The organism is Nocardia sp. NPDC047654 (assembly GCF_043205035.1).
In the GTDB taxonomy this organism is placed as follows: Bacteria; Actinomycetota; Actinomycetes; order Mycobacteriales; family Mycobacteriaceae; genus Nocardia.
Genome location: NZ_JBIDDF010000002.1, coordinates 831,906 through 857,128, shown reverse-complemented (window position 1 = coordinate 857,128; position 25,223 = coordinate 831,906). Strand labels below are relative to the sequence as shown.

Annotated in this window: 26 protein-coding genes; 21 read left to right on the top strand and 5 right to left on the bottom strand. The window is 70.1% G+C overall.

Going from position 1 to position 25,223, the window contains the following annotated elements; genetic code table 11:
• Positions 1-57: 57 nt before the first annotated feature.
• The 13 genes from ACGF7Y_RS12355 (at position 58) to mnhG (ending at position 14,244) form a co-directional block, all read left to right on the top strand.
• Positions 58-255, top strand: a complete 198-nt coding sequence (locus tag ACGF7Y_RS12355; protein ID WP_393232600.1) for a hypothetical protein — start codon at positions 58-60, stop codon at positions 253-255.
• 53 nt (positions 256-308) lie between these two features.
• Entirely contained in the window at positions 309-1,976 is a 1,668-nt protein-coding gene (locus ACGF7Y_RS12350; RefSeq protein WP_393232598.1) for an FAD-dependent oxidoreductase, read from the top strand.
• Between the two features lie 14 nt (positions 1,977-1,990).
• A complete protein-coding gene (locus ACGF7Y_RS12345) occupies positions 1,991-3,484 on the top strand; it encodes an ATP-binding protein (RefSeq protein ID WP_393232595.1) in 1,494 nt (497 codons plus the stop codon).
• Positions 3,481-3,834 (top strand): UBP-type zinc finger domain-containing protein, encoded by a 354-nt coding sequence (locus ACGF7Y_RS12340; protein ID WP_393232592.1) that lies wholly within the window; start codon positions 3,481-3,483, stop codon positions 3,832-3,834. Before ACGF7Y_RS12345 ends, ACGF7Y_RS12340 begins: the two co-directional genes overlap by 4 nt.
• A gap of 72 nt (positions 3,835-3,906) precedes the next feature.
• Entirely contained in the window at positions 3,907-4,347 is a 441-nt protein-coding gene (locus ACGF7Y_RS12335) for a hypothetical protein (RefSeq protein ID WP_393232590.1), read from the top strand.
• A 63-nt stretch (positions 4,348-4,410) separates the two neighbouring features.
• A complete protein-coding gene (locus tag ACGF7Y_RS12330; protein ID WP_393232588.1) occupies positions 4,411-6,657 on the top strand; it encodes an AAA family ATPase in 2,247 nt (748 codons plus the stop codon).
• Between the two features lie 135 nt (positions 6,658-6,792).
• Positions 6,793-8,094, top strand: a complete 1,302-nt coding sequence (locus ACGF7Y_RS12325; protein ID WP_393232585.1) for a hypothetical protein — start codon at positions 6,793-6,795, stop codon at positions 8,092-8,094.
• Positions 8,095-8,204: 110 nt separating this feature from the next.
• The gene (locus ACGF7Y_RS12320; protein WP_393232583.1) at positions 8,205-11,099 is read left to right on the top strand and encodes a Na+/H+ antiporter subunit A; all 2,895 of its coding nucleotides are present in this window, start codon (positions 8,205-8,207) and stop codon (positions 11,097-11,099) included.
• A complete protein-coding gene (locus tag ACGF7Y_RS12315; RefSeq protein WP_393232581.1) occupies positions 11,096-11,473 on the top strand; it encodes a Na(+)/H(+) antiporter subunit C in 378 nt (125 codons plus the stop codon). The genes ACGF7Y_RS12320 and ACGF7Y_RS12315 overlap by 4 nt, the downstream gene beginning before the upstream one ends.
• Positions 11,470-13,083 carry a Na+/H+ antiporter subunit D gene (locus ACGF7Y_RS12310; protein ID WP_393232578.1) on the top strand — a complete coding sequence of 538 codons (1,614 nt, stop codon included), beginning with the start codon at positions 11,470-11,472 and terminating at the stop codon, positions 13,081-13,083. The genes ACGF7Y_RS12315 and ACGF7Y_RS12310 overlap by 4 nt, the downstream gene beginning before the upstream one ends.
• Entirely contained in the window at positions 13,080-13,655 is a 576-nt protein-coding gene (locus ACGF7Y_RS12305; protein ID WP_393232575.1) for a Na+/H+ antiporter subunit E, read from the top strand. The genes ACGF7Y_RS12310 and ACGF7Y_RS12305 overlap by 4 nt, the downstream gene beginning before the upstream one ends.
• Entirely contained in the window at positions 13,652-13,912 is a 261-nt protein-coding gene (locus ACGF7Y_RS12300) for a monovalent cation/H+ antiporter complex subunit F (protein ID WP_393232573.1), read from the top strand. Before ACGF7Y_RS12305 ends, ACGF7Y_RS12300 begins: the two co-directional genes overlap by 4 nt.
• Positions 13,909-14,244 carry a monovalent cation/H(+) antiporter subunit G gene (mnhG, locus tag ACGF7Y_RS12295; protein WP_393232570.1) on the top strand — a complete coding sequence of 112 codons (336 nt, stop codon included), beginning with the start codon at positions 13,909-13,911 and terminating at the stop codon, positions 14,242-14,244. The genes ACGF7Y_RS12300 and mnhG overlap by 4 nt, the downstream gene beginning before the upstream one ends.
• A 56-nt stretch (positions 14,245-14,300) precedes the next feature.
• On the opposite strand, the gene ACGF7Y_RS12290 is transcribed toward mnhG, so the two are convergent.
• The 4 genes from ACGF7Y_RS12290 to ACGF7Y_RS12275 form a co-directional block, all read right to left on the bottom strand.
• Positions 14,301-15,659: a DUF5933 domain-containing protein gene (locus ACGF7Y_RS12290; RefSeq protein WP_393232567.1), complete on the bottom strand. Its 1,359-nt coding sequence runs from the start codon at positions 15,657-15,659 to the stop codon at positions 14,301-14,303.
• A 76-nt stretch (positions 15,660-15,735) separates the two neighbouring features.
• Entirely contained in the window at positions 15,736-16,881 is a 1,146-nt protein-coding gene (locus ACGF7Y_RS12285; RefSeq protein ID WP_393232565.1) for a glutamate--cysteine ligase, read from the bottom strand.
• An 11-nt stretch (positions 16,882-16,892) separates the two neighbouring features.
• A complete protein-coding gene (sodC, locus tag ACGF7Y_RS12280) occupies positions 16,893-17,576 on the bottom strand; it encodes a superoxide dismutase[Cu-Zn] (protein WP_393232562.1) in 684 nt (227 codons plus the stop codon).
• 161 nt (positions 17,577-17,737) lie between these two features.
• Complete coding sequence (locus ACGF7Y_RS12275; protein ID WP_393232560.1) at positions 17,738-17,995, bottom strand: LytR C-terminal domain-containing protein; 258 nt, start codon at positions 17,993-17,995, stop codon at positions 17,738-17,740.
• Between ACGF7Y_RS12275 and ACGF7Y_RS12270 the strand changes: the two genes are divergently transcribed.
• A complete protein-coding gene (locus tag ACGF7Y_RS12270) occupies positions 17,979-18,302 on the top strand; it encodes a hypothetical protein (RefSeq protein ID WP_393232557.1) in 324 nt (107 codons plus the stop codon). The genes ACGF7Y_RS12275 and ACGF7Y_RS12270 overlap by 17 nt on opposite strands.
• A 53-nt stretch (positions 18,303-18,355) precedes the next feature.
• Here ACGF7Y_RS12270 and ACGF7Y_RS12265 read toward each other — a convergent pair whose 3' ends face one another.
• On the bottom strand, positions 18,356-18,709 hold the full coding sequence (locus tag ACGF7Y_RS12265; protein ID WP_393232555.1) for a DUF3263 domain-containing protein: 354 nt from the start codon (positions 18,707-18,709) through the stop codon (positions 18,356-18,358).
• Between the two features lie 170 nt (positions 18,710-18,879).
• Between ACGF7Y_RS12265 and ACGF7Y_RS12260 the strand changes: the two genes are divergently transcribed.
• From ACGF7Y_RS12260 to ACGF7Y_RS12230, 7 genes are all read left to right on the top strand, one after another.
• Positions 18,880-19,470 (top strand): peptide deformylase, encoded by a 591-nt coding sequence (locus ACGF7Y_RS12260; protein ID WP_357122565.1) that lies wholly within the window; start codon positions 18,880-18,882, stop codon positions 19,468-19,470.
• Positions 19,460-20,461, top strand: coding sequence for a GNAT family N-acetyltransferase (locus ACGF7Y_RS12255; protein WP_393232552.1), 1,002 nt, complete (start codon positions 19,460-19,462; stop codon positions 20,459-20,461). Before ACGF7Y_RS12260 ends, ACGF7Y_RS12255 begins: the two co-directional genes overlap by 11 nt.
• 34 nt (positions 20,462-20,495) lie before the next feature.
• A complete protein-coding gene (locus tag ACGF7Y_RS12250; protein ID WP_393232549.1) occupies positions 20,496-21,326 on the top strand; it encodes an exodeoxyribonuclease III in 831 nt (276 codons plus the stop codon).
• A 71-nt stretch (positions 21,327-21,397) separates the two neighbouring features.
• Positions 21,398-22,024, top strand: coding sequence for a TetR/AcrR family transcriptional regulator (locus ACGF7Y_RS12245; protein WP_393232546.1), 627 nt, complete (start codon positions 21,398-21,400; stop codon positions 22,022-22,024).
• 65 nt (positions 22,025-22,089) lie between these two features.
• On the top strand, positions 22,090-23,286 hold the full coding sequence (locus tag ACGF7Y_RS12240) for a homogentisate 1,2-dioxygenase (RefSeq protein ID WP_393232544.1): 1,197 nt from the start codon (positions 22,090-22,092) through the stop codon (positions 23,284-23,286).
• Positions 23,283-24,461 (top strand): fumarylacetoacetase, encoded by a 1,179-nt coding sequence (fahA, locus tag ACGF7Y_RS12235; protein ID WP_393232541.1) that lies wholly within the window; start codon positions 23,283-23,285, stop codon positions 24,459-24,461. The genes ACGF7Y_RS12240 and fahA overlap by 4 nt, the downstream gene beginning before the upstream one ends.
• A gap of 217 nt (positions 24,462-24,678) precedes the next feature.
• On the top strand, positions 24,679-25,116 hold the full coding sequence (locus ACGF7Y_RS12230) for a hypothetical protein (protein ID WP_393232538.1): 438 nt from the start codon (positions 24,679-24,681) through the stop codon (positions 25,114-25,116).
• Positions 25,117-25,223: the final 107 nt, after the last annotated feature.

Sequence of the window (25,223 nt, the reverse complement as noted above, 5' to 3'; positions counted from 1 at the left end):
CACGAAGCACAGACACTGCCTCCAACATTTCGGCGTACCAACGTGAGGTGATCGGCCGTGAAACTGCGCTCCCTGCTGCATCGGCAACCGGCGGACCAGGTTCCGCTGCTTCCCGCTGTCGAGCCCGAGGACGGGCGGACAGCGCGCGCCGGGTCGGCGTTCCCCCACGGCGCTCGCGCCGCGGCCCCGGAAGAACGCCTGGAGCGTCTGCTCACGCCGAGTGAGCTGGATCTCGTCTTGCGTCATCGGCTCTGAGCCCTGCGCGAACGCCCACGACAGACCGGGCCGACAGGCTCCATACTCGTCAGGTGACTTCACCCGCTGCTACGAAACCGGCCATCCTGAGCGTCGACGACGACCCGGGGGTTTCCCGGGCGGTCGTGCGCGACCTGCGCCGCCGTTACGGCGCCGATTACCGGATTCTGCGCGCGGAATCGGGGGCTCAGGCACTCGACGCGCTGCGCGAGATGAAGCTTCGCGGCCAGCCCGTCGCGGTGCTGATCGCCGACTACCGGATGCCCGGCATGGACGGCATCGAATTCTTGGAGCAGGCGATGGACCTGCACCCGTACGCGCGCCGCGTGCTGCTGACCGCCTATGCCGACACCAACGCCGCGATCAACGCGATCAACGTCGTCGACCTGGACCATTACCTGCTCAAGCCGTGGGACCCGCCGGAGGAGAAGCTCTACCCGGTGCTGGACGGCCTGCTGGACGCCTGGCGCAGCAGCGAGCACCGGCCGGTCACCGAGACCAAGGTGATCGGCAATCGCTGGTCGCCGCGATCCTCGCAGGTGCGCGAGTTCCTCGCTCGCAACCAGCTGCCCTACCGGTGGTACCTGGCCGACGAGCCCGAGGGTGCGCGACTGCTGGAAGCGGCGGGTGCCGACCCCGAGCGCTGTCCGGTGGTGATCACTTCGGCGGGCGAGGCGCTCGTGCAGCCCTCCGACAGCGAACTGGCCCAGAACGTCGGCCTGACCGTCGATCCGGCGGGCGAGTTCTACGACCTGATCGTGGTCGGCGGCGGCCCCGCCGGTCTCGGCGCGGCGGTCTACGGCGCGTCCGAGGGTCTGCGCACCGTGCTCGTCGAGCGGACCGCCACCGGCGGGCAAGCGGGGCAGAGTTCGCGCATCGAGAACTACCTCGGTTTCCCCGACGGCCTGTCCGGCGCGCAGCTGGCCGATCGGGCCCGGCGGCAGGCGGCGAAGTTCGGCGCCGAGGTGATCACGACGCGCGAGGTGGTCGGGCTCGAGGTCAATGGGTCCGCGCGCACCGTGCGGTTCGCCGACGGCGGCAGCCTGTGCGCGCACACCGTGATCATCGCGACCGGTGTCGACTACCGCCGCCACCCGGCGCCTGGCGTCGACGACTTCACCGGGCGCGGCGTCTACTACGGTTCGGCGATGACCGAGGCGTCCGAGTGCGCCGATCACGACGTCTACATCGTGGGCGGCGCGAACTCCGCGGGCCAGGCGGCGGTGTTCTTGTCCCGCAACGCGCGCGCCGTGCACCTGGTGGTCCGGGCGGATTCGCTGGAACAGTCCATGTCGCACTACCTCATCCAGCAGATCGCGCAGATCGCGAACATCGAGGTGCACACCAACACCGAGGTGATCGCCGCCGACGGGGACGATCACCTGCAGCAGATCGTGCTGCGCGACAACAAGACCGGCGCCGAGGAGAAGGCCGACGCGGAGCGGCTGTTCCTGTTCATCGGCGCCGCGCCGCAGACCGATTGGCTCGACGGAGTGATCATCCGCGACAGCGCCGGGTACGTGCTCGCCGGTCCGGACCTGATGGTGGACGGCGCGCGCCCCGCGGGCTGGGAGCTGTCGCGGCCACCGCATCATCTCGAGACGAGCGTGCCCGGCGTGTTCGTGGCGGGCGACGTGCACGCCGAATCCGCCAAGCGCGTCGCCTCCGCCGTCGGCGAGGGCGCCATGGCCGTCATGCTCGTGCACCGCTATCTCGCGTAACCAGGAGGCCGCAGATGACTTCGAACCAGACCGCCGACCGCAGCAGCCGGTCGGTGTGCGACCCCGCCGAGCTGCGCGGTTTGTTCCTGTTCGAGAAGCTGACCGACGAGCAGCTGGCATGGCTGTGCGCCGATGGGCGGATCGAGACCATCGAACCGGGCGTCGTCTTCCGCGAGGGCGATCCGGCCACCTGCCTGTACGTGCTGATGGACGGCGAGGTGGTGCTCACCAAACAGTCGGGCGGCGCGGAGATCGAGCTGGTCCGCACCGAGCACCGGGGTTCCTACGCGGGCGCCTGGATGTCCTATATCGGCGAGAAGGTGGACCAGACCTATAGCGGGACCATGCAGGTGACGCGGCCGTCGCGGTTCTACGTGCTCGACGCCGAGATCTTCTCCCGGATGATGCACGAGTGGTTCCCGATGGCCGTGCACCTGCTGGAGGGCGTGTTCTTCGGCAACCGCAACACCAACGCCCGCATCGGTGAGCGGGAACGGCTGCTGGCGCTCGGCTCGCTGTCGGCGGGCCTCACCCACGAGCTGAACAACCCGGCCGCCGCCGCGGTGCGCGCCACCTCGGGCCTGCGCGAGCGGGTCGCGGGCATGCGGCACAAGCTGGCGATGATGGCGGACGGCAAGTTCGACCCGGCGTCGCTGGGAGCCTTGGTGCGCCTGCAGGAGGAGGCGGCGGCCCAAGTCGCGAAGGCGCCGGAACTGACGCCGATGGAGGCCGCCGACCGCGAGGACATGCTCGGCGAATGGCTCGAGGAGCACGGGATCACCGACGGCTGGAACCTCGCGCCGAACTTCGTGCAGGCCGGATTCGACACCGACTGGCTCGAGCGGGTGGCCGCCACCCTGGATGGCGCTCCGGAACAGGTGTTCCAAGGGGCGATCCGCTGGCTGAACTACACCATCGAGACCGAGCTGCTGATGAACGAGATCGCCGACTCGACGACGCGCATCTCCTCGCTGGTCGGCGCCGCGAAGCAGTACTCGCAGATGGACCGTGCGCCGTTCCAGGTGGTCGACATCCACGACCTGCTGGACAGCACGCTGGTGATGCTCAGCCGCAAGATCGGCGACGGCGTCCGCGTGGTCAAGGAATACGACCGGACCCTGCCGCAGGTGCCGTGCTACGCGGCCGAGCTCAACCAGGTGTGGACCAACCTGATCGACAACGCGGTATACGCGATGAACGGCGCCGGTACGCTGACCATCCGCACCAGGCACGAGAACGACTGCGCCGTCGTGGAGATCGGCGACACCGGGCCTGGCATCGCGCCGGAGGCCCGCAACCGGATCTTCGAACCGTTCTTCACCACCAAGCCGATGGGCGAGGGCACCGGCCTCGGGCTGGACATCTCGTTCCGCATCGTGGTCAACAAGCACAACGGCGACATCCGGGTGGACTCCGAGCCGGGCGATACCAGGTTCACCGTCTGGCTGCCGCTGCGCCGCCCCGAACAGGAACCTGTCGCCGCAACCGACACGGAAGGGCAGTCATGACCGAGCAATTCGCAGGCATCGACCCCGCGATACCCCCCAGCGGGCCGGGTTGCCTGGAGTGCGAGCAGACCTCCGGCTGGTGGGTGCATCTGCGCCGCTGCGCGCAGTGCGGGCACATCGGGTGCTGCGATACCTCGCCCGCGCAGCACGCCTCAGCGCACGCCGAGAGCACCGGCCATCCGTTCATCCAGAGTTTCGAACCGGGCGAGGAGTGGTTCTACAACTTCGAGACCGAAGAGATGTACAGCGGCGGACCGGAATTGGCGCCACCGCGCAGTCATCCTGCGGATCAGGGCGTGCCGGGCCCGCGCGAACGGGTTCCCGCGGATTGGCAGGCACACATCCACTGACCCCGCCGCAACCGGTACGCTGCTGCGAACGCCGGGGCCTCCGGCACCACGATCCACCCGGGAAAGCACGGTATGAAACGAACTTCCGCCATCGTCCTGATCGCCGGGACGGTGGGTTTCCTGCTGGCAGGCTGCGGCGGAGGGGACGAATCCGCCGACGCGAACGGATTGCGCAAAGGCGCCGCGAGCACGAGCACCTCCGCCTCGGTCGCGCACACCACGACCGCTCCCGGCACCGCGACGCCGAGTTCCCCGTCGGACACCGCCGCCCCGGTCACGACCAAGCAGCGCGACTCCTCCCTCGGTCCCGCGTCGAGCACCACCTGCGGTGAGTTCCGCAAGCTCGACACCGACCAGGAGAAAGCGCTGATCGAGCAGATCCTGGCGGAGAACCCCGGCGGCCCGTTCGACGGCAGCCCGAACGTCGCGCTGGGCACCGCCAAGCTGGTCTGCCTGGCGCCGAGCGTTGCCGACACCTCGGTCGCGGTCGCGGCCGGAATCGTGAAGAAGTAGCCGTCCACGTATTGCGGGACGACGAACCGTGACCGATCGCGGGCCGCGCGGCAGAATGGCACAGTGGCAGAACTGGCACTCACCGCCCGCCTGAATCCCTCGGCCGCCGATGCCCGTCGCGGGGTGGTCCGGCTGCATCCGGAGGCGCTGACCGCGCTCGGGTTGCGCGAGTGGGACGGAATCATGCTGGTCGGCTCCCGCCGCACGGCCGCGGTGGTCGGCGTCGCCCGTCCGGGAACGCCCGCCGGAGTCGCCCTGCTCGACGACGTGACGCTGTCCAACGCCGGGCTGCGCGAGGACGCGACCGTGGTGGTCTCCCCCGCGACCGTCTACGGCGCGAAACAGATCACGGTGAGCGGCTCGCTGCACGCCACCCGCACGATTCCGGCCGCCACGCTGCGGCAGGCGTTGCTCGGGAAGGTCGTCACGATCGGCGACGCGGTCTCCCTGTTACCGCGCGACCTCGGTCCCGACATCAGCTCCGCGGCGGCCACCCAGGCGCTGTCGCGCACCTTCGGCATCGCCTGGACCACAGAGCTGCTCACCGTCACCGCCACCGATCCGCGCGGCCCGGTGAGCGTGCAGCCGAATACCGCGGTGACCTGGGGTGCGGGCGCGGTCGGCGGGTGGGATATCCCGGCTTCGGCCGGAGCACCGCTCACGGTGGACGCGGCATCCCGCGGCGTGGGCGGAGCCGTCGCCCCGGGTGTGGTCACGGACGCCGACGGCGTCGCGGTGGCAGGCGATGTCACACCGAGCATCTCGGTCGAAGACCTGGCGGGCGCGCGCACCCAAGCCGCGAAGCTCCAGGAGTGGCTCAGCCTCGCCTTGGACGAGCCGGAGCTGTTGCGCACCCTCGGCGCACGACCGCATCTCGGTGTGCTGATCACCGGCCCGGCAGGCGTCGGCAAGGCCACGTTGGCCCGCGCGGTCGCGGCGCCGCGGCGCATAGTGGAACTGGACGGCCCCACCATCGGCGCGGCCGAGAGCGGTGCGCGGCTGCGCGAGGTCGCCGAGGCGGTGGCCGACATCGGCTGCGGCAAAGGCGGGGTCCTGCTGATCACCGACATCGACGCGCTGCTGCCCGCCGACGCCGAGCCGGTCGCCACGCTCATCCTGGACCAGTTGCGCGCCGCGATCGCCGAACCCTGCGTCGCGTTCATCGCCACCACCGCGCATCCCGCCGACATCGACCCGCGGTTGCGGGCGCCGGACCTGTGCGACCGCGAACTCGCGCTGCCGCTGCCCACCGCCGCCGTGCGCAAGGCGCTGCTGGAGCAGCTGCTGCGCCGGGTGCCGACCGCGGGTCTGAAACTCGAGGAGATCGCGGCCCGTACACCCGGATTCGTGGTGTCCGATCTGGCGGCGCTGTGCCGGGAGGCGGCGCTGCGCGCGGCGTCGCGGGCCAGGGAGCACGGCAATCCACAGCTCACCCAACCCGACCTGGTCGGCGCGCTGGAGGTCATCCGGCCGCTGTCGCGCTCGGGCACGGAGGAACTCGCCATCGGCAGCCTGCACCTCGACGACGTCGGCGACATGGCGGAAACCAAGCAGGCGCTCACCGAGGCGGTGCTGTGGCCGCTGCGGCACCCCGACTCCTTCGCCCGCCTCGGCATCGAGCCCCCGCGCGGGGTGCTGCTCTACGGCCCGCCCGGCTGCGGCAAGACCTTCCTGGTGCGCGCGCTGGCCGGTACCGGTCAGCTCAGTGTGCACGCGGTCAAGGGCGCCGAACTGCTGGACCGGTGGGTCGGCTCGTCGGAACGAGCGGTGCGGGAACTGTTCCAGCGCGCACGCGATTCCGCGCCGTCGCTGATCTTCCTGGACGAGGTGGACGCGCTGGCGCCACGCCGCGGGCAAAGTGCTGACGCGGGTGTCGGCGACCGGGTGGTCGCGGCGCTGCTCACCGAACTCGACGGCGTGGAGCCGCTGCGCGACGTGGTGGTGCTGGGCGCGACCAACCGGCCGGAGCTGATCGATCCGGCGTTGCTTCGCCCCGGCAGGCTCGAACGGCTGGTCTTCGTACCGCCGCCGGACGCCGCCGCCCGACGGGAAATCCTGCGCACCGCGGGGCGTGCGGTGCCGCTGGCCGCCGACGTCGATCTCGACGCCCTCGCGGAGGAACTGGAGGGTTACTCCGCCGCCGACTGCGCCGCGCTGCTGCGCGAGTCCGCGCTCACGGCGATGCGCCGGGACATGCGTGCCGCCGATGTCAGCGCCGCGGACGTGCTGGCCGCCCAGACGGTGGTCCGGCCCTCGCTGGATCCGTCGCAGATCGACACGCTGCGCCGCTATGCGGACAGCCGGGGGTAGGCGACGAGCAGTCAGCGCACCTCAGTCAATCTCTGGCAAATTAGCGTGATCCGCGCTTTTCCCACGGGAGACATTTTCGAGCGAATATCTGGCAATCGCTAGATCGCACACGCACCACGGGTATGTTCGACAACCGTGCGCAGGGTCGGCGACATTGTCGACGCGACCACGGCCTTCACGGGAGCCGCGGTCGCGGGTGTCACGCTGTTCCTGCCGGTCACCGTCAGCACCCGAGGCCAGTCCACGTCGTACCGGATCGCCGGTCTGCTCGACAGCGTGCCGCGCAGCGCGGCGCTGGGAGTGATCGTCGCCGTGGCGGTCGCGGTACTGGTCACCACGACCAAGCGGCCGTTGATCGGGTGGGCCACGGCGACGGCCGCCGCGCTGGCCCAGCTGATCAATCACTTCGCCGGACGCCACGTGGCGACGGCCGAGATGCTCACCACGCAGAACTACATCGACTCGATCTGCGCCGCCGTGCTGCTCGGCGCGCTGGGCGCCGTGGTGCTGCGCAGACCGTGGCCGGGCGCCGCGTTCGCGGTGGGCGGCGTCGGATTCTTCGGCTTCGGCGATCTGGCGAACCTGCTCGACGTCAACGCGGGTCCGTACGCGGTCCTGGAGACCCCGACCCGCTGGATGATCGGCGCCGCACTGGCCCTGCTGGTGATCAGCACCCTGCACAACTGGAAGCGCACCGAGGAGCCCGAGACGCCGCGGATGGCGATCGCTCTGCCGGTGACCCCGATCCTCGCCGCCATGGTGCTCGCGCTGGTGGTACTGGCCGGCACGGAATGGCTGGGTCGCCAGTACAGCAAACTGCCCGCCGAGAGTCACGCGATCGAGATCGGGATCGTCGTCGCCGCGACCATCGTCAGCGCCACCGCCGCGGCGATGCTGCTGCCCGGCCGCGACGGCACCGGCGTGTACCTGGCCGTGAGCCTCACCGCGGCGGTCGACGCCGTCGGCTACGCCGTCCGGCCCGGCTGGACCTCGGCGGTGCTCATCGCGTTGACCGCCGCCGGACTGTTCATCGGCTCCCGGATGCCCTCGACCGCTCTCGCCATTCTGTTCCTCATCGGCATCACGGTCTTCGCCCAGGTCACCTCGACGTCCTCGGGTACCGTCGCCTTCGCCGTGATCAGCGCGATCATCGCGTTGACCGCGGGTTACTGCTGCGGGACGGTGCGGCCGCGTTACCCGCCCGGCGGTGTGCTCGCGCTCACCGCGCTCTACCTTCCTTCGGCGGTGTCGGTGATGCCGGACCGGGTCAACGACTGGCGCGAGGACGTGGCGGTACACGACGCGACGCCGGGGCGCACCGCGCTGGCCATCGTCATCGGCAGTGCGATCGGGCTGATCATGCTGCGGAAATTGCGGCCGCGCTGCAAGCCGCAACCGAAAGGGCAACCGGAAAGCGAATCGTTAGCGGATATATAGCCCCGATTCGCGGGGATGGCGGACGCCATACTCACCCCTGCCGCGAAAGACGCAGGCTTTCCGTAGGCTTGTCCCGAACACCCCGCCGCCCCGACTCGACGGAGTGAAGTTTGCTCGCAATCCTGCTCGTGCACGCCGCAGCCGCCCTGGTGGCTCCGCTGGGGGTGCGGGCACTGGGGCGCAATGCTTTCTACCTGCTGGCCGCGGTCCCGCTCGGCAGTTCGGCCTGGGTGATCGCGAATTGGTCCGAGCCGCAGCGCGTCCGGCTGACCTGGGCGCCGAGCATCGGCCTGAACATCGATCTGCGTTTCGACACCCTCGCTGCCATCCTGTGCCTGCTCGTGCTGGGCATCGGAGCGCTGGTGCTGGTGTACTGCGCCAGGTACTTCGCCAACGACGAGCCGCGGCTGGGGGTGTTCGCCGCCGAGCTCGTCGCGTTCGCCGGGGCCATGTTCGGGCTGGTCACCAGCGACAACATGGTGCTGCTCTACGTGTTCTGGGAAGCGACAACGGTGCTGTCGTTCCTGCTGATCGGCCACAACGCCGAGCAGGCGGCCAGCAGACGAGCCGCGATCCAGGCGCTGCTGGTGACCGGGGCCGGCGGATTGGCGATGCTGGCCGGCATCGTCGTGCTCGGCACCGCGAACGGCAGCTATCTGCTGTCGGATCTGCTGTCCGGCGCCCCGAGCGGGACGGCCGTCGACGTGGCGGTGGCGCTGCTGCTGGTGGGTGCGCTCACCAAATCCGCCGTGGTGCCCTTGCATTTCTGGCTGCCCGGCGCGATGGCCGCGCCGACGCCGGTGAGCGCGTACCTGCACGCCGCGGCCATGGTGAAGGCCGGTGTGTACTTGATCGCCCGGCTCGCACCGGCGTTCGCGCACAACCCGGTGTGGCACCCGCTGGTGCTCACCCTCGGCCTGGCGTCGATGCTGTTGGCCGGGCTGCGCGCACTGCAGGTCGTGGATCTGAAATTGGTGCTTGCCTTCGGCACGGTGAGCCAGCTGGGCTTCCTGATCGTGCTGGTCGGCCTCGGCACGCCCGCCGCAGCGCTGGCCGGAGTGACGATGATCGTCGCGCACGCGCTGTTCAAGGCGAGCCTTTTCCTGGTGGTCGGGATCATCGATCACGGTGCGGGAACCCGCGACCTACGCCGGTTGTCCGGTCTCGGCCGCCGGGCGCCGGTGCTGTGCGCCACCGCGATCCTCGCCGCGCTCAGCATGGCGGGCATTCCGCCGCTGCTCGGCTTCGTCGGTAAGGAGAGCGCACTGAGCGCCGTGCTGGACGCGGACATACTCGCCGCGCCCGCCCGCGGCGCGGTGTTCGCCGGGGTGGTGCTCGGCTCGATGCTGACCGTGGGCTACAGCATCAGGTTCGTCTGGGGCGCCTTCGCGGACAAGCGTGTCGAGCCGGAACCCGCTCCCGGCGCCGCGCCCCTGGCCCACCATCCGAGCGAAGTGCCCGTCGTCGGGCGGGAATCCGAGGATCGCCTCCGCTGGCACCCGCCGGGCGCGCTTTTCCTGGCGGCACCGGTGATCCTCGCCGCCGCGAGCCTCGCGGCCGGTCTCGCGCCGTCCTGGCTGGACGCACGGTTGCGCCCCTATGCCGAAACGCTTGCCGGACCCCCGCTTTCCCATCTGGCGCTGTGGCACGGCTTCACCCCCGCGCTCGCGTGGACGCTGCTGATCGTCGCGGTCGGTGTCGGGCTGTACCGGCTGCGCGCCCGCTTCACCGAATCGGCGCACCCGCGCCTGGGCAACGCCGACCGCGCCTACGACGCCACGCTGCGCGCGATGGATACGCTCTCGCTGCGAATGACCGGCGCCGTGCAACGCGGGTCGCTGCCGCTGAGCCAGGCGGCGATCCTGGTCACCCTGATCATCCTGCCGACCGTCCTGCTCGCCCTCGGCACCCGCACCGGCGTCACGCTGCGCCTGTGGGATTCGCCGCTGCAAGCGGCCGTCGGCGTGATCATGGCGGTGACCGCGCTCGCCGCGACGGTGCTGCGCAACCGATTGGCGAGCGTGCTGGTGGTGGGCGTGACCGGATACGGCAGCGGCGTGATCTTCGCGCTGCACGGCGCGCCCGACCTCGCGCTGACCCAATTCCTGGTGGAGACGCTGACACTGGTGATCTTCGTCCTCGTCCTGCGCGCCTTCCCCGCGCGGATCGAGGCCCGCCGCAGGACCGCGTTCAAGATCCGCAGGGCGATTCTGGCCGCGGGGACCGGAACGGTGGTCGCGGTCCTGGCCGGATTCGCCGTCGCGGCGCGCACCGCCGAACCCGTCTGGCCCAGGATTCCCGAAGCCGCCTACACATTCGGTGGTGGAAAGAACGCCCTGAACGTCCTGCTCGTAGACCTGCGGGCGTGGGACACCCTCGGCGAGATCTCGGTGCTCGTCGTCGCCGCCACCGGCGTCGCCTCCCTGGTGTTCCGCAGCAGGCGTTTCGGCAGCGCCCCGCGCGCGGCGGACTCCCCCGACTACGACCCGGAACTGGTGAGCTGGCTGCCCGCGGGCCGGTTGGTCGACCGGGCCGATCGGTCGATGGTCCTGCAGATCACCACGCGGCTGGTGTTCCCGACCATCATGGTGCTGTCGGTCTACTTCTTCTTCTCCGGCCACAACGCGCCCGGCGGCGGGTTCGCGGGCGGACTCACCGCGGGGCTCGCGCTGACCCTGCGGTATCTCGCGGGCGGCCGCTACGAACTGGGCGAGGCGCTCCCCGTCGACGCGGGCCATGTTCTCGGCGCGGGCCTCACCTTGGCCGCGGGCACCGCGGTCTCGTCGCTGCTGCTCGGCGCGCCGCCGCTGTCCTCGGCGATCATCGAGGTCTCGCTGCCGGTGATCGGCCACGTCAAAGTAGTCACCGCGCTGCTGTTCGATCTCGGCGTCTATCTCATCGTGGTCGGCCTGGTGCTGGACGTCCTGCGCAGCCTCGGCGCGAGGCTGGACAGCGAGCTGGCCGACGCCGATACCCCGGCCACGAAGGGCGGTTCCGGCGCATGACGGCGAATCTGACCCTGCTGATCGTGATCGGCATCCTGGTCGCGTGCGGGGTGTATCTGCTCCTGGAACGCGCGGTGTCGAAGATGCTGCTCGGGCTGATCCTGTTCGGCAACGCGGTGAACCTGCTGATCCTCACCGCGGGCGGCGGCAACGGCAAGCCGCCCATCCGCGGCACGGCCGAGACCGAGGAGATGGCCGACCCGCTCGCCCAGGCGATGGTGCTCACCGCCATCGTGATCACCATGGGCATCGCGGCATTCGTGCTCGCCCTCGCCTACCGCGCCTACATGCTCACCACCAGCGACGATGTCGCCAACGACCAGGAAGACGAGGATGTCGCCCGGCGGCGTGCCGGAGAGGATCCGGAGACGTGAACCTCTCGCCCGGCCTGCTGCCGATCCTCGCGCCGCTGCCGGTGCTCGTTCCGCTGCTGGGCGCCGCCGCCACCCTCGTGTTCGGTCGCAGGCCCCGCATCCAGAGCGTGGTCATCGTCGGCGCGCTCACCGCCGTCGTGGTGATCTGCGGGTTGCTGCTGTATCTGGCCGACCGGGACGGAACCACCGCGTTGCAGGTCGGCAATTGGGCCGCCCCGATCGGCATCACGCTGGTGGTGGACCGGCTCTCCGCGGCGATGCTGGTCGTCTCGTCCATCGTGCTGCTCTCGGTCGCCCTCTACGGCGCTGGCCAGAACATCCGCGACGGCGACGAACGGCAGCCCACCTCCATCTACCGGCCCACGTATCTGGTGCTGACCGCCGGTGTCTCGGCCGCCTTCCTCGCCGGTGACCTGTTCAACCTCTTCGTGGGCTTCGAGATCCTGCTCGCGGCCTCGTTCGTGCTGCTGACGGTGGGCGCGACCACCGAGCGCATCCGGGCGGGCGTGGCGTACGTGATGGTGTCGATGGTCTCGTCGCTGATCTTCCTCACCGGCATCGGGCTGACCTACGCGGCCACCGGAACGCTGAATCTCGCCCAGCTCGCCGTCCGGTTCGGCGCCGTGCCGGACGGCACCCGCACGGCGATCTTCGCGGTGCTGCTGGTGGCGTTCGGCATCAAGGCGGCCGTCTTCCCGCTGTCGAACTGGCTGCCCGACTCCTACCCGACCGCCCCGGCTCCGGTCACCGCCGTGTTCGCCGGCCTGCTCACCAAGGTCGGTGTGTACGCGATCATCCGGACCCACTCGCTGTTGTTCCCCGACGGCGGCTTCGACTCGGTGCTGCTGGTGTGCGGCCTGCTCACCATGCTCGTGGGCATCCTCGGCGCCATAGCGCAGAGCGACATCCGCCGTCTGCTGTCGTTCACGCTGGTCAGCCACATCGGATACATGGTGTTCGGGGTCGGACTGGCCACCGCGTCCGGGCTGGCGGGCGCGGTGTTCTACGTGGCGCACCACATCCTGGTGCAGACGGCGCTGTTCCTGGTGGCCGGCCTGATCGAGCGGCAAGCCGGATCGACCTCGCTGCGCAGACTGGGCGGGCTCGCCGCCGCCAGCCCGCTGCTCGCGGTACTGTTCCTGATCCCCGCGCTGAATCTCGGCGGAATACCGCCGTTCTCCGGGTTCATCGGCAAGGTCGCGCTCTTGCAGGCGGGCGCCGAGCGCGGCAGCGCGCTGGCCTGGGTGCTGGTCGGGGGCGCCGTGCTCACCAGCCTGCTCACGCTCTATACCGTGGCCCGGGTGTGGAGCAAAGCGTTCTGGCGGCCCCGCGCGGACGCGCCGGAGGGCCATCTCACGGCGGCGAAGCCTCCGACGCTCATCGAGGATGCGACCGACGTGCACTACGACGAGCGCACCGACCCCGGCCGGATGCCGCCGCTGATGGTGTTGTCCACCGCGGCGCTCGTGACGGTCGGGTTGTGCCTGACCGTGCTGGCCGGCCCGATTCTCACGATCGCCGACCGGGCCGCGGCCGACCTGCGCGACCCCGGCGTGTACATCGGTGCGGTACTGGGTGATTCGCGCGGCGATCCGGGAGGCCCGCGATGAGCGTCGAGCAGAGCGGACGCGGCCGACAGCGCGAGACGGTCGTCCGAATCGGCGTACTCGCGTGGCTCACCATGGTCTGGCTCGCCCTGTGGGGCGATCTCAGCGTCGCGAACCTGCTGGGCGGGCTGGTGGTCGCCGCGCTGATCATGCTGGCGCTGCCGTTGCCGCGCGTGCCGGTGTCCGGCCGGTTGAACCCGCTTCCGCTGGTCGCATTGATCGTGTCGAGCGCGTATTACGCGCTGGAGTCGAGCCTCCAGGTCGCCTGGTTCGCGATCCGCCCGGCTCCGATGCCGGTGTCCGGGGTGCTGCGGGTATACGCCCGCACGAGATCGGATCTGGTGCTGGTGCTGTGGACCGATGTGCTCAACCTGATCCCCGGCACGATGGTGCTGGAGATCGATCGCAAGCGCTGGGTCGTCTACGTCCACGTCCTCGACGTCGGCAGCGACGCCGCCGTGGACGAGTTCCACCGGATCACCCGGCGGCTGGAACGCCTGCTGATCGATGCGTTCGAGCGTCCGACCGGCTGGCCGCGCTCCCGGACCGCCGCGCTCCCGGAGGTGCCATCGTGACCGTCGTCGCCGTGATCGCCGCCGTCATCCTGACCGCGGCCGGGCTGCTCACCACATACCGTGTCGTCATGGGGCCCAGCACGCTGGACCGGGTAGTCGCGGTCGACTCGCTGATGGCCATCGCCGCCTCCGGCCTGGCCGTGTGGGCGGCCTACAGCGCCGACACCACCGTGGTGCCGGCGATCGTCGCGCTGGCGCTGGTCGGATTCCTCGGCTCGGCCGCGGTGTCCCGATTCCGCGTGCGGGACGACAAATGAACCTCTGGCACACGCTCGCGGGCGCCCTGATCCTGTTCGGCTCGACGCTGGCGCTGACCGCGGCGATCGGGATCGTGCGCTTCCCCGACACGCTCACCCGGATGCACGCCGCCACCAAACCGCAGGTCATCGGGCTGATCCTGGTGCTGGCCGGCGCCGCGATCCAGCTGCGCGGGCACGGCAACGTCTGGACGCTGGTGCTGGTCGGGCTGTTCACCCTGCTCACGGCCCCGGTGATCGCCCACCTCATCGGCCGCACCGCCTACCGCGAGCAGCGCTACCGTGACGGTCTGTTGCGCGTCAACGCTTTGCGCGACGACGACGTGGAATAGCCCGCTCAGCGCGTGGCGGGCTCGACCCCGCGCAGGCCGGCTCGGCCGGACCCCGCTCAGGGCGTGGCGGGCTCGACCTCTCGTTCGGCCCGCAGCGGTTGCCGCACGGTCACGAACCACGTCGCGTGGAACGCCGCCGCCAGTCCGGCCAGCAGCCCGAGCACCACCGTGCCCGCGAGCACCGGGTACTCGGCCATCGGCACCGCGAGGTAGCGGTAGGCCAGCAGTAGCGCGGCCAAGACGACCACACCGGAGCCGATCAGCCGGACCCGGAACCATCCCCAGCCGCGCTCCGGCTCGCGCAGCGCCGATTCGACGGTGAGGCACAGCACCGCGCCCGCGACCAGGTCGACGCCGTAGTGGTAGCCGAAACCGAGGGTGGCGGTGAGGGTGGCCAGCAGCCAGAACGCGCCGCCCCAGCGCAGCCAGGCCGGGGCCGGCTCGCCGTCGCTGTCGCGGCGGGTGTGCAGGAACACCGACAGCGCCCAGGCCGTGTGCATCGAGGGCATGCAGTTGCGCGGAATCGCCGCGTCGAACGGCAGCGGCAGCGGATTCCGGTCGATCGGCGGCACCACACCCGGCCAGTAGTTGCCCAATTGCAGCCCGTTTCCGTCCGGTCCGAACGCGAACATCGGCCCGACCACCGGGAACAGCACGTACACCAGGGGACCGATCAGCCCGAGCACCAGGAAGGTCCGCACCAGATAGTGCGACGGCCACCGGCCCGACGACACCACCCCGCGCAGCTGCCACACCGCCACGACGATGGCCGCTACGGGCAGCTCGATGTAGACCCAGTGCAGCACCGCGTAGACCACCGGCCCGAGCGCGTCGACCGCCCGGCCGAGCACCCACGACGGATCGCCCAGCGCGTGGTCGGCCAGGATCACGTATTCGTCGAGCACCGTCGGCCTGCCGATCACGGTGACGTGCAGCCAGACATCGCCGACCTTGGTGGCCAGGATGAGCAGCGCGCCGAGCGCGGCCGCGTGCAGCGCGTTCCGCCGTTCGGCGCCCGACCAGCGCAGCCAGGCCACCAGCGCCAGGCCGGTCAGCACGATCACCGGTCCGTTCCCGATCACGAACGGCTCTCCGGCCAGCAAGCGGGCGCCCGCCCACACCACGTCGACGGCGACCGCGGCGCCCACCGCGACCAGCCTGCGGCGGGCCGAGATGCCCACCAGCGCGAGGACCAGCCCGGCCCAGGGCACCGACATGGACTTGGGGGTGCCGATGTAGTCCCGCGCCACGCTCTCCAGCGGGCCGTCGAACCCCTGCCGGACAGCGACGACCTGCAACACGATCAGCAGGACAGGCACCGCGGCCACCGCCGCGGCGACACGGACCCGGGTCCGCGGTACGGGACGGCGCGATACCGCGCTTCCTGCTTTGGCACCCGGGTCTTCGACTAGCATCCGACCATAGTAAACGGGGGATGAACGCCATCCCCCTGGCCAGCTGAACGACAGCCGACCTATCCGCGCCCGGACGTTACTGTCTCAGCTCCTCGACCAGCGCGTCCACCACCGCGATCAGGTCGCCCTGCGACGCCGCGGCGACGCGGCGCTGCCGTTGATAGGACGCGCCCCGCTTGGGGATCTCGGCGACCATCGCGAGCTCGTCCGCGCAGTGCAGTCGCGCCGCCGTCGGCTCCAGCCGGTTCAGCAGATCGTCCAGGTCGTCGGTGACCAAGCGCTCGTTGCTGTCGGCATCGGTGATGATGATCGCGTCCAGCCCGTACCGGGCGGCCCGCCACTTGTTCTCCTGGACATGCCACGGCGGCAGGGTGGGCAGGGTTTCGCCGTTCTCGACTCGCTGATCCAGGTCGACGATCAGGCAATGGATGAGCGCGGCCAGCGCGGCGAGTTCGGCGCGCGTGGAGATGCCGTCGCAGACCCGCACCTCGATGGTGCCCCATTTGGGCGCCGGGCGGATATCCCAGTGCATGCCGCCCAGCTGGGTGAACACACCGGTCTTGACCTCGTCGTGCACGAAATGCTCGAACTGGGTCCAGTTCTCGAACTGGAACGGGAGGCCCGCGGTCGGCAGCTGCTGGAACATCAGCGTCCGGTTGCTGGCGTAGCCGGTGTCCGATCCGGACCACATCGGCGAGCCCGCCGACAGCGCGAGCAGATGCGGATACGACAGCAGCAACGAGTTGAGGATCGGAAACACCTTGTCGCGGTGAGATACTCCGACGTGCACGTGCACGCCCCAGATCATCATCTGGCGCCCCCACCACTGCGTGCGCTCGATCAGCTCGTCGTAGTGCTCCGACCGGGTGAGCTGCTGGGCCGACCACTGCGCGAACGGATGGGTGCCCGCGCAGAACAGGTCGACGCCGAGCGGGTCGGCCGCGCGCCGCACCGTGTTCATGGTGCCGGTCAGGTCCTCCACCGCCGCCCCCACGGTGTCGTGCACGCCGGTGACGAACTCGACGGTGTTGCGCAGCAACTCCTTGGTCACCTGCGGTGTGCCGTCGTGGGCCCGCAGCTCACCGAGTGAATCGAACACCGCGGCGGCGGTATTCGACAGGTCGCGGGTCACCTTGTCCACCAAGGCGATCTCCCATTCGACCCCGATCGTGGGCCGGGGCGAACCTTCGAAGGGAACGTGCTCGATTCCTGCCCCGGCCATATACCACCGCGCTACTGGATCACGCCACAGGCGACACGGCCGCCCGCGTCACCCGTCGCTAGGGTCGTCTCGTCCGGACCCGCGACGCCATCGGCGCGGTTGTAACGATTGGGGATGTTGCCGAAGTTGTCGGCGTCGGCGTGGATGATCAGGGCCTTGCCCTTCACGTCGTCCAACGTCACCGCGTCGGTGGTGGTGACCAGCTTGGCGACGCCGTCGCCACGCACCTCCAGCGAGGTCAGATCACCGCTGGCCGGGTGCGCGTTGGCGCTGCCCACCTGCAGATGGCCACCGGCGGACAGGAAATCGCCCGCCGGGCCGCCGGTCGGTGCGACGGAGTTCGGCTCGCACTTGCCCGCCTGGTGCACATGCAGGCCGTGGAAGCCGGGGCGCAGCCCGTGGGCCTCGACGGTGACCTGCAGGTGGTTGCCGTCCTTGGCGAAGTTCGCGGTGCCGACCGAGGCGCCCGAGGGGTCTTTCAACTGCACGTTCACCCCCTGCTCCGTGCTCGGCGCGCCGTGCTCGGTGCTCGACTGCCCGGCGGGGGCGGCGGACCCGGTCCACACCGGCGGGGTGGTTCCCTGGACGTCACTCGACTCCTGGCTGTTCGAGCAGGCGGCGAGGCCGAACACCGCGACCGCGAGCACCGGGGTCACAGTCCGCCAGGACGGGCGGCGAGTTGTGGACGGGGCCATCGGGGAACTCCTTTACGAGTACCGAGTTTACGAGTAAAGCTGGGTGGACACGTTCGTTACCGGACAAGATGATGCCACGCCGCCATGCCGTGTCCCCGACAGGGCGGCGCGCCCTCACCTCACGTTCGCCGGTCCGAGCGTGCGAACAGCGGCCTCACGGGTCAGTTACCCGTGACGATCACCGTTACACCCGGTCCGGTGTCCCCGATTCCGTCCGTCTTCGGCGCCACCGACGCGCCGAGCTCGTCCGCGACGGCCTGCGCCGCCTCCTTGTCGCCGGGCGAAGTGCCGTAGTACACGGTGGTTTTCGAGATGCTCGCGCCGGGGTAGTTACCCGTTTCCGCGATCGTCCACCCGCTCGCCGAGAGCTGGCCCGCCGTCTTGGCGGCGAGTCCGGGCACCATGCTGTTGTTCAGCACGCGCACCGGGACCGAACGGGCCGCCGTGGAGGTGGTCGGCGCGGCGGTCGTGGTCGGCGTGACCGTCGCCACCGCGGTGGACGAGGACGCGACCGAGGTCGCCGCCTTGGGCGTGGTCGTGCTCGCCGGGATCTGGGGCGCGGCCGTCGCGCTCGAGGTGGGCGATTCGCTGGTCCCCGAGGCGTCGCTGTCGGCGTCGGAACTCGACAACGACATCGCGCCCAGACCGGCGAAGACGATGGCCAACGCGATCAGCACCATCGCAAGGGCGCGCAACGGTGGCCCACCGGAGGTGGGATTCGGGTAGCTCACCCTCGCGAGCCTAGTCGCACGGGGCGGGTCCGGGTCCGCATCGCCGGGTCAGACCTGGAATCCCAGCCGCCGCGCCGCACGCGCCTTCTGCCTGCTCGCGCGCAGCCTGCGCAGCCGCTTCACCAGCATCGGGTCGGCGGCCAGCGACTCCGGCCGGTCGACCACCGCGTTGAGCACTTGGTAGTAGCGGGTCGGCGACATGGCGAACAGCTCGCGGATCGCCTCCTCCTTGGCCCCCGCGTACTTCCACCACTGCCGCTCGAAAGCCAGGATGTCTAGTTCGCGACGGCTCAACCCGGAGCCGTCCGCCTGGTCGGCCGGAGCCTGCCCTGTCGTGACATCTTCGCTCGCGGAAGGGTCGTCCTGGCTCTCGGAAAGATTCCGTGCCGCTGCGCCGTCCATCTCGCTCCCTCGCCGAGTGACCACCAGACGAAAATGGTGCTTGTACGTCGCGGAACATTCAACCACGCAGCCCGGGAATCGCCCGGGCCACGACGCGGCGTGTTCCCTACCTGCCGGTAGCTGCGGTACCCGGAGCGCTGTGACGTGGCACCCACGGCAATAATTGGCCCATGGCAATCCTCCCGATCGTGATCGTCGGCGACCCGGTTCTGCACAACCCGACCGAACGGGTCACCCGATCGCCGGAGGAATTGGCTCCGCTCATCGCGGACATGTACGAGACGCTCGACGCGGCGCACGGCGTCGGTCTCGCGGCCAACCAGGTCGGTGTTCCGCTGCGCCTGTTCGTCTACGACTGTCCCGACCTGGGCGCGGACGGCGCCGCGACCCGGCGCCGCGGCGTGGTGGTCAACCCGGTACTGGAGACCTCGCAGATCCCGGAGTCGATGCCCGACCCGGACGACGACGAGGAGGGCTGTCTGTCGGTACCCGGCGAGCAGTTCCCCACCGGCCGCGCCGAATGGGCGAAGGTGACCGGCACCGACGAGCACGGCGAGCCGGTCGAGGTGGAGGGCAAGGGTTTCTTCGCCCGCATGCTCCAGCACGAGGTCGGGCACCTGGACGGGTTCCTCTATGTGGACGTGCTGATCGGCCGCAACGCACGGGCCGCCAAGAAGGCGATCAAACGCAACGGCTGGGGCACACCGGGTTTGAGCTGGCTGCCCGGCACCGATCCCGACCCGTTCGGGCATGACGACTGACCCCGCCGCCGGCCTGCCCGATATTCCGCTGGGCCGCCGCGTGGTGCTGCGCTATCGGTTGCCCGCGGGTTATCCCCAACCGTTGACCGACGTGATCGGCGAACTCGTCGCGCTGGATCCGCCGACCGTGCGCGGCGCCGACGGCACGGTCGTCTCGGTGGCGCCGGAGCGCGTGGTGGCGCTGAAAGCGCTCGGTCCAAGGCCGATTCGCACCAAGGAGATCCGCGCACTGGAGGCCGCGGCCGCCTACGCCTGGCCGGGCGTGGAACACGCGTGGATCGACGGCTGGCTGGCGCGTGCGGGCGGTGGGTACACCGGGCGGGCGAACTCCGCTGTGCCGCTGGGCAGTTCCGAGGCGCCCGCCACCGTGTCCGCGGAGACGCTGCACCGTATCGGCGAGTGGTACACCGCGCACGGCCTGCCGTTGCAGCTCGCGCTGCCCGATCGGCTGGCCCCCGTGCCGCCCGGCTGGCACAGCTGGCGAGAAACGCTCATGCTCGCCATCGACATCGACAATTTCGTGCTGCCTCAGGGTCCTTCGATGGTGCGGATCGCCGCCGCCCCCGACGCCGACTGGCTGGAGACGCACCGTTACGGCGGCGAAGTTCACACCGGGCAGGCGATTGCCGCACCGGATCCCGAGGTGCTGACCGCGGTCCTCGACGGCCAACTCGGCTTCGCCTCGCTCGGCCTGCCGCGTCCCATCGCGATCGGCCGCGGCGCGCTCACCACCGCCCCGGACGGACGCCGCTGGGTCGGCCTCACCTGTGTGGCCGTCGCCGCCGCGCATCGCAGGCACGGGCTCGGTTCGCTGGTCTGCGCCGAACTGGTGCGCTGGGGCCACGACCGCGGCGCGACCCACGCCTACATCCAGGTGGAGGCCACCAACGAGGCGGCCCGAGCGATGTATCGCGAACTGGGCTTCGTCGAACACCACGCCTACCGCTACGCCGCGCCGGAGCCACTCGCCGGGCCCGGCGGCCTGCGGTAGAACAGACCTGTCACCCGCGCGAAGGAAGGCCGCCGTGCGTCTCGCCACCTGGAATGTCAACTCGATCCGCTCCCGGCTCGACCGTGTCGCGGACTGGCTCGACCGCCAGGACATCGACGTGCTGGCCCTTCAGGAGACCAAGTGCCGGGACGACCAGTTCCCGTTCGAGCGCTTCGACGAACTGGGCTACGAAGTGGCCCACCTGGGCATCAACCAGTGGAACGGAGTGGCGATCGCCTCCCGAGTCGGCCTCACCGACGTGGAATTCGCCTTCCCCGATCAACCCGGTTTCGACAAGGACGCGGGCGAGTCGCTGATCAGCACGCCGGTCGTCGAGTCCCGCGCGATCGGGGCCACCTGCGGTGGCGTGCGGGTGTGGAGCCTGTACGTGCCCAACGGCCGCAACTTGGCCGACCCACACTACGCATACAAGCTGGAATGGCTTGCCGCGCTGCGGGACAACGGCGCACGCTGGCTGGCCGAGGACCCGCAGGCCGAGATCGCGCTGGTGGGCGACTGGAACATCGCGCCGACCGACGACGATGTCTGGTCCGTGGAGTACTTCGCCGACAAGACGCACACGTCGAAACCGGAACGCGACGCCTTCCAGGCCGTCGTGGACGCCGGGTACGCGGACGTCATGCGTCCGTTCGCGCCCGGGCCGGGCGTCTACACCTACTGGGACTACACCCAGCTGCGCTTCCCGCGCAAAGAGGGGATGCGCATCGATTTCATCCTCGCCTCCCCCGCGCTCGCCGCCACCGTGACGGACGCGATGGTCGATCGCGAGGCACGAAAGGGCAAGGGCGCCAGCGACCACGCTCCGGTGATCGCCGAATTCGCCGACGGATCCGGGCCCTCGTGACCCGCCCGGCGCAGCCGCCCTTCCCCCGCCGCAGCAGCGGGAACAGGGCAACCGGCGCCCGGCTGGGCGCAGTGAACAGCGACTCGGCCATGGGGCAACGGCAGCGGGCGCAGCACCTCGGCCCGGAGCGCCGCCGCCCGCAGGTACTCGACACCGCGCTCGCCATCGCCGTGGACAACGGCATCGCCGCGGTCACCATGGCCGCGATCGCGGAGCGGATGAACGTGACCAGGCCGGTGGTCTACGCCTGCTTCGCCGATCGGGTCGAGCTGATCGAGGCGCTGATCCAACGCGAGGAGGGCTACCTGGTCAGCGGCGTGCTGGAGGTGGTGACGCCGCGCGACGTGGACGCGGACGAGACCGTGTTCGTCGAGGGGTTCCGCGCGCTGCTGACGAAGGCCGCGAGCCGCCCCGACGCCTGGCGGCTGGTCTACGGCAACCCCGACCCCGCCGTGGCGAACTCGTTCGGTCGCGGCCGGAAGCTGGTCATCGAGCGCTGCGCCAAGCTTCTGCGACCGACGCTGCGCGCCTGGGGCACCGCCGACGCCGAGCGCAAGCTGCCCGTGCTGGTGGAGCAGTGGGTCTCCGCGGGCGAGGGGGCGGTGCGCGCGCTGCTCGCGGACCAGGACGGCTGGACACCGGCGGATCTCGGCGCGTTCGTCGGGGCTGCGGTCTACCGCGCCCTGCGAAACGCCTGATAGGCGGCGCGGCCGCACTACGATGGTGATCAACTATCCGACCACCGGCTGGCGGAGGAACGGTCATGGCGTTCTATCGGCAAGTGGGTGCGGTACCGCCGAAGCGGCACACCCAGCATCGGGATGAGCAGGGCCGGCTCTACTACGAGGAGCTGATGGGCGAGGAGGGCTTCTCCGGCGACTCCTCGCTGCTCTATCACCGCGGCCTGCCGCCTGCGCTGGTCGATTCGACGGTCTGGGAGTTGCCCGATCAGCGGACCACGCCGAATCATCCACTGCGCCATCGTCATCTGCGGCTGCACAACCTGTTTCCCGGCGACACGCCGTCGGAGACGGATCCGGTCACCGGGCGGCGGTTGCTGCTCGGCAACGCCGACGTGCGCATCTCCTACGTCGTCGCCAAGGGCGGATCGCCGTTGTACCGCAACGCGATCGGCGACGAACTGGTGTACGTGGAGTCCGGCGCGGCGGTGGTCGAGACCGTGTTCGGCGCACTGCCCGCGCGGCAGGGCGATCAAGTGCTCATTCCGCGAGCCACCACGCATCGCTGGCGGCCCACCGGCCCGGAACCGTTGCGGGCGTATGTGATCGAGGCGACCGGCCACATCACTCCGCCGAAGCGCTACCTGTCGAAGTTCGGTCAGCTGCTCGAGCACGCCCCGTACTGCGAGCGCGACCTGCACGGACCGGCCGAGACGATCACCGCGACCGGCACCGAGGTGGAAGTGCTGGTCAAGCACCGGACAAGCGGGCAGGTCGTCGGCACCCGGATGGTCTACGCCACCCACCCGTTCGACGTGGTCGGCTGGGACGGCTGCCTGTATCCGTTCATATTCAATATCGCCGACTTCGAGCCGATCACCGGGCGCATCCATCAGCCGCCGCCCGTCCATCAGGCATTCGAGGGCGGCAACTTCGTCATCTGCAATTTCGTGCCGCGCAAGGTGGACTATCACCCGCTGTCGATCCCCGTGCCGTACTACCACTCCAACGTGGATTCCGACGAGGTCATGTTCTATTGCGGCGGCAATTACGAAGCGCGCAAGGGTTCCGGGATCACCCAGGGATCGGTGTCGGTGCACCCCGGCGGTTACGCCCACGGTCCGCAACCCGGCGCCTACGAGAACAGCATCGGCATCGAGTACTTCGACGAGCTGGCCGTCATGGTGGACACCTTCCGCCCGCTGGAACTCGGTGAATGCGCCCTGGCCTGCGAGGACCCGACCTACGCGTGGACCTGGTCGGGGCGGGGCCCCGCGTGAGGACCAGGGTCGAGGTACCCCCGGAGTCCTTGTTCGGTCCGGACAACCTGCCGTACGGGGTGTTCGCGCCGCGCGGAAGAAGCCACCGGGTGGGTGTGCGGCTCGGCGAACACGTCATCGATGTGCTCGCGCTCCTGGATGATCCGGTGTTCGCCGAACCGAGCCTGAACGCCTTCCTGGCGCAGGGCCCCGTACGCTGGCGCGCGGTCCGCGACCGGATTCGCGAGGCGGTCGAAGGCGAGCTGGACAGCGCCGCCGTCCATCCCCTGTCCGACGTGGAACTGCGGCTGCCCGTACGGATCGGCGACTACGTGGACTTCTACGCGAGCATCGATCACGCGACGAACCTCGGCCGCCTGTTCCGGCCGGACGGTGACCCGTTGCTGCCGAACTGGCGCCACCTGCCGGTGGGCTATCACGGGCGGGCGGGGACCGTGGTGGTGTCCGGCACCGAGGTGGCGCGGCCGTGCGGGCAGCGCCGATCCGAATCCGGCGCGCCGGAGTTCGGCCCCTCGCGGCGGCTGGACATCGAGGCCGAACTCGGCTTCGTGATCGGTGTCGGCTCGCGGCTCGGCGTGCCGGTCGGCATCGACGAGTTCGCCGACCGGGTCTTCGGCGTCGCGCTGGTCAACGATTGGTCCGCACGCGATATCCAGGCCTGGGAGTATCAACCGCTCGGGCCTTTCCTCGGTAAGTCGTTCGCGACCTCGCTCTCACCGTGGATCACCCCGCTGGCCGCCCTGGAGCCCGCGCGCATACCGCTGCCCGAGCAGTCGCCCCCGCCACTGCCCTACCTGCTGGGTAACGAGGCGTGGGGCCTGGACATCGATCTCACCGTGGCGTGGAACGGGCAACCGGTCGCGCACCCGCCCTATGCCCGGATGTACTGGTCACCGGCCCAGATGCTCGCTCATCTCACCGCGAACGGAGCTTCCACCCGTCCCGGTGATCTGTACGCCTCGGGCACCATCTCCGGCCCCGAACCGGACCAGCGCGGGTCGTTCATCGAGTTGTCCTGGGGTGGGAGTCGACCGATTCCGGTGAACGACGGGCAACGCACCTTCCTCGAAGACGGCGACGAAGTGACGATCACGGCATCGGCTCCCGGTCCCCGCACGTCCCGCATCGGATTTGGCGAGGTCACCGGCCGCATCGGTCCCGCGCATCCGCGCTGAGTCCCGCTGCCGAGCGGTAGTGCCGCGGTCTGTCGTCGGCCGTTCGGCAGCGGTTCGGCCGTCGCTGAAGACTCGCCACCGATCCGCGTGGAACGCGCCGACGGCGGCGAAAGTCCCCCGCTCCGCCGAGCGCAGCAGCAATCTTCCAGCGCTTGAGCTCGCCCCCTTCCGGGTACGCCGCGGCTACGGTTGCATCCGCCAGACAAGGAGCGAGGTCATGACCGATCGCCCGGACGTAGCGCACCGCAGGCCCGATGGCGTCGACGACACCACCGTCGCCGCCACCGGCAAACTCTCGGAGGCCCTGGAGATCATCGAACGCGCCCGCGGTCACCTGTACGCCTTCCACCAGCTGACCGGCGGCGCCGACCTGGCGCTCGACGATGCCGTGGAGCTGTTCCGCGAGGCGGGCCACGCCCACATCGCCGACCGGATATCCACCGAGTTGATCGGTCGCAACGTGCTCGCCGGACGATGGACGTTCCAGATCATCGAGGAATACGACGACGGCTACTACGCCCTGTTCCGCGACATCGAACGGGCCGCCCGGGACGAATTGCTCGACGGCCGCCGCCACCTCTACGAAGCCGAGATGAAAGAAGCCCGCCGCACCCGCGGCGCGCCCGGCCATTCGGCCGAGCCGGAAGACTCGTGATCTCGACCGAAAATCCCGGGCATGCCGCCTGGTCGGGCACCCTCGCCGTCGGCGGCACACCGACCGGACACGCATGCTGCCAGGCCGATTCCACCGCCTGTTCGGCG